Origin of the sequence: Shewanella seohaensis, assembly GCF_023283775.1 — a bacterium.
Taxonomy (GTDB): Bacteria; Pseudomonadota; Gammaproteobacteria; order Enterobacterales; family Shewanellaceae; genus Shewanella; species Shewanella seohaensis.
Genome location: NZ_JAKILE010000029.1, coordinates 1 through 4,088, shown reverse-complemented (window position 1 = coordinate 4,088; position 4,088 = coordinate 1). Strand labels below are relative to the sequence as shown.

Sequence of the window (4,088 nt, the reverse complement as noted above, 5' to 3'; positions counted from 1 at the left end):
TTCTGGAGCGTTATCGATTTGAGAGAAGTCTTTAGCTTCACCACCGTAGGTCTTAGCCAGTACGTGAGAGATAGCTGCAGTCAGAGTGGTTTTACCATGGTCAACGTGACCGATGGTGCCCACGTTAACATGGGGCTTATTACGTTCAAATTTAGCTTTTGCCATGGTATTGCCTCAATCCAAGAGTCTTGGTGATGAAAACATACATATAGAAAAAATCCGATGCATATAAATGACATCGAACCGATTATTTAGGTATAGGAGCTTAATTTAGAAAGGCTGGTGCTGATAGGCAGATTCGAACTGCCGACCTCACCCTTACCAAGGGTGTGCTCTACCAACTGAGCCATATCAGCAACTAAATTTGGAGCGGGCAGCGGGAATCGAACCCGCGTTATCAGCTTGGAAGGCTGGAGTAATACCATTATACGATGCCCGCGCAACCTAACTAAGGCTACCTAACTACCTAGAAAATGGTGGAGGGAGAAGGATTCGAACCTTCGAAGGCGGAGCCGTCAGATTTACAGTCTGATCCCTTTGGCCACTCGGGAACCCCTCCAGTAAAATGGTGCCGGCACCAAGAGTCGAACTCGGGACCTACTGATTACAAGTCAGTTGCTCTACCAACTGAGCTATGCCGGCAAATCATTTCGGAACGGGATATTAGGTAAATGTGTGCCCAAGTGCAAGCAAAAATCGACGATTTGTTTAAAAAAAGCAATCAAATGATGCTTTTTTACACTTAAACCTAGGCCGTAGAGCAATTATTCTGCGAATACTCAAGCGAGACAAACAAACGGGACATCGAGAATAGATTTTATATTGTCGATACTTAAGTCATGGTGTACTGTGCGATCCCTAAGCCGAGGAAAGCCAATGACGTCAAAAAATCCAATTCAAAAAGCACTCTATCTTGCCTTTGAGCGCGCACAATGGTCTGTTTTACGAGACGCAGTGCCAATGACACTGAGTGAACAAGACTTGGAAAATTTGCGCGGTATTAATGAGAAGGTTTCCCTCTCTGAAGTAACCGATATTTACTTGCCTCTCAGTCGGTTACTCAATCTCATCGTAAAATCGAAGCAACAGCGTGGCTTAGTCTTGGATGAGTTTCTCGGCCAAAAACCCTCGAGCAGTCCTTATATCATTAGTATCGCCGGCAGCGTTGCGGTGGGTAAAAGTACCACAGCGCGTATTTTGCAAGCTTTGCTGCGCCATTGGCCTGAGCATCCTAAGGTCGATTTAGTGACTACCGATGGTTTTCTGTATCCTTTGGCCGACTTAAAGCGCAAGGGCCTTTTGCAGCGTAAAGGCTTTCCTGAAAGTTACGACATGAAGATGTTGGTCGAATTTATTGCGGCAGTAAAATCCGGGCAGGCCCATGTAAATGCGCCTATCTATTCCCACGTGACTTACGATCGTATTCGCGGCCAGCATCAAACGGTTTCTCAGCCCGATATTTTGATCCTTGAAGGGCTTAATGTACTGCAAACTGGTTTAGATTCACCGGTAGATATACGCCGCCCTTTCGTCTCCGACTTTGTCGACTTCTCTATTTACGTCGATGCCGAAGAGCACTTATTAAAGCAGTGGTATCAGGAGCGCTTTTTGCAATTCCGTAAAGGCGCCTTTAGTGATGAAAAGTCGTATTTCCATCACTACGCCAGCCTAACAGATGATGAGGCGAATGTGATTGCGGCGAAGATTTGGGACACTATCAACGGCCCCAATTTACAACTCAATATCCAGCCGACAAGAGAGCGGGCACATCTGATCCTGCAAAAAGGCCAGGATCACTTGATGTCCCACGTATTGCTGCGCAAATAGCCTATCTCGGCCTTAAACTGATTTCGCCGCCGATGTATGCCTGTGTGCCATCGGCGGTTTCAAGTACTACTGCACCCTGTTCGTCGACGCCGCGGCAAATACCCTCAACATGATTTTCACCCATGAGTAGACGGATCTCTTTGCCATAGAATAAATCAGCCGCTTGCCAACGCATTTTGAATGCTGCTAATCCTTCGCGCTCAAATAGTTGAATATCTTTCTTAAGCTGCTTTTGCAGCGCAATCACGAGATCCGTTTTATTTGGCATAGTCGCTAAGGCGGATAGATCGCTCCAAGGCTGATCTATACCTTTTCCTTGGTCTTCCGACATGGCCATGTTGACACCAATACCAATGATCAATTGGCACTCGCTATCCGCCTGACCTGACATCTCAATTAAAATTCCAGCAAGCTTTTTATAATTAAGGTAAATATCGTTTGGCCATTTCACGCCGATATTATCCACGCCAAAGGACTTCAATACCTCGACTAAGCTACAAGCCACAACAAGGCTTAAGCCCATTGCCTGCGCCATCCCTTGGGGGAATGACCAAAACTGCGAGAAATATAAATGATGCCCATAGGGAGAAACCCAAGTACGGCCACGGCGACCTCGTCCTGCCGACTGATATTCCGCGACACACAGGTCGCCACTCTTAAGCTCACCCGTATGGCTTAACATAAAACCGTTGGTGCTTGGGATCTCATCAAAATAAAAGCAACGATTATCAATCGACTGAATTAACCGAGTCGAGTCGATAAGAGAGATGGGGTTCGCTAATTTGTAACCACGACCTTTGACACTGTAAATCGCCACGCCATAGTCTTCCAAAGCATCGACATGCTTGCTCACCGCCGCACGAGAAATACCCAGTTGTGTCGCCAACTCTTCACCCGAGACAAAATGTTCGCTCGACAGTAATCCCAGTATTTCGCGTTTTCTCATCCAGTTATCAGACATCGAGACTCGTCTCCCCTGTTAATCCCATAATTCTTGGCTCGGCTTCTAACTTAACGCCAAATACCTCATTCACTCGCGTAATAACATGTAATGCTAATCGACAAATATCTTGGCCAGTTGCATGGCCTAAATTGACTAATACTAAGGCTTGCTTCGCATGCACTCCCGCGTTCCCAAGGGCAAAGCCCTTAAGACCCGCGTGCTCAATCAGCCAACCCGCAGCCAGTTTAACCTCTCCAGTGGGTTGAGCATAACCGACAATACTCGGGAAACGCGCAGCAAGCTGCATATAAGTCGCCGCGCTTACGATAGGATTCTTAAAGAAGCTACCTGCATTGCCGAGTTCTTCAGGGTTGGGTAGCTTTTCGCTCCTCACCTCACAGACACGCTCAAAAATCTCCCTTGGGGTCACCGTCTCAGCGTTAAATGATTGCAACGGACCATAGGCCAATTTCGGTTGCCAAGCTTTAGGGAGGCGCAAACCAACGGCGGTAATCACAGCTTTGTCGCGTAAGCTGCCTTTAAATATCGACTCCCGATAGGCAAACTCACACTCATCGACTGTAAGCTTTAGCAAGTTGCCAGACTCGATATCCAGGTATTCGACCCAATCACAAATATCGTAAAGCTCAACGCCATAGGCGCCAATATTTTGGATCGGAGCAGCACCAACAGTGCCAGGGATAAGTGCTAAGTTCTCAAGACCTGGCATATTCTGATTTAAGCTGAACTGAACTAATTCATGCCAGTTCTCACCCGCCTCAACGGCAAGGTAAAAGTGAGTGTCATCTTCAGAGCAGGAAATCCCCTTAGTCAACACACGCACTACAGTGCCATTAAAATCATCGGTGAATACGATATTGCTGCCGCCACCGAGGACAAGCATAGGTCGCTTAGACTGATATAAGGATAAGCAAGTCGATTGCAGTTCTGCCTTGGAATGGACTTCAATCATGGATAAGCAGGATTGCTCCACGCCAAACGTATTAAACGGCTTTAGCGAATATGGAAAAGACATGGTGATGTTCTGCCGCGACAAAAGCGACATTGTAAACGCTTCACCCTAGAATTGCAGCAAACTGAGGTAGATTGGTAAAAGCAGGCAGATTGATACAGCAAGATCTTGAACAAGAGTAAAAACAACAGTGGAAGTGACAGTTAAGAACGCCAAATGCCAAACACGAAAAACAAAAAAGCCAGCTTATTCAGCTGGCTTCTTCGTTAATTAGGCGCTTGGCGATGACCTACTCTCACATGGGGAGACCCCACACTACCATCGGCGCGATTGCGTTTCACTTCT

4 protein-coding genes and 4 tRNA genes are annotated in these 4,088 nt (G+C 46.7%); 1 reads left to right on the top strand and 7 read right to left on the bottom strand.

Going from position 1 to position 4,088, the window contains the following annotated elements:
- The 5 genes from L2713_RS20415 to L2713_RS20395 all read right to left on the bottom strand — a co-directional run.
- Positions 1 to 165 (bottom strand): GTP-binding protein (locus L2713_RS20415; protein ID WP_248969096.1); only part of this gene is annotated, 165 nt, incomplete at its 3' end.
- Positions 166 to 280: 115 nt separating this feature from the next.
- A tRNA-Thr gene (locus L2713_RS20410) sits at positions 281 to 356 on the bottom strand.
- Positions 357 to 365: 9 nt separating this feature from the next.
- Positions 366 to 439: transfer RNA gene (locus tag L2713_RS20405), tRNA-Gly, on the bottom strand.
- A 35-nt stretch (positions 440 to 474) separates the two neighbouring features.
- Positions 475 to 559: transfer RNA gene (locus tag L2713_RS20400), tRNA-Tyr, on the bottom strand.
- Between the two features lie 7 nt (positions 560 to 566).
- Positions 567 to 642, bottom strand: a tRNA-Thr gene (locus tag L2713_RS20395).
- A 234-nt stretch (positions 643 to 876) separates the two neighbouring features.
- On the opposite strand from L2713_RS20395, the gene coaA reads away from it, so the two are divergent.
- On the top strand, positions 877 to 1,827 hold the full coding sequence (gene coaA, locus L2713_RS20390) for a type I pantothenate kinase (protein WP_248969100.1): 951 nt from the start codon (positions 877 to 879) through the stop codon (positions 1,825 to 1,827).
- 1 nt (position 1,828) lies between these two features.
- Here the strand turns inward: coaA and birA are convergent, their stop codons facing one another.
- Complete coding sequence (birA, locus tag L2713_RS20385; protein ID WP_248969099.1) at positions 1,829 to 2,788, bottom strand: bifunctional biotin--[acetyl-CoA-carboxylase] ligase/biotin operon repressor BirA; 960 nt, start codon at positions 2,786 to 2,788, stop codon at positions 1,829 to 1,831.
- Entirely contained in the window at positions 2,781 to 3,806 is a 1,026-nt protein-coding gene (murB, locus tag L2713_RS20380) for a UDP-N-acetylmuramate dehydrogenase (protein ID WP_248969098.1), read from the bottom strand. The genes birA and murB overlap by 8 nt, the downstream gene beginning before the upstream one ends.
- Between the last annotated feature and the right edge of the window lie 282 nt (positions 3,807 to 4,088).

Coding starts and splice junctions, on each gene's coding strand:
- coaA (WP_248969100.1), top strand. CDS start 877: ATGACGTCAAAAAATCCAATTCAAAAAGCACTCTATCTTGCCTTTGAG.
- murB (WP_248969098.1), bottom strand. CDS start 3,806: ATGTCTTTTCCATATTCGCTAAAGCCGTTTAATACGTTTGGCGTGGAG.
- birA (WP_248969099.1), bottom strand. CDS start 2,788: ATGTCTGATAACTGGATGAGAAAACGCGAAATACTGGGATTACTGTCG.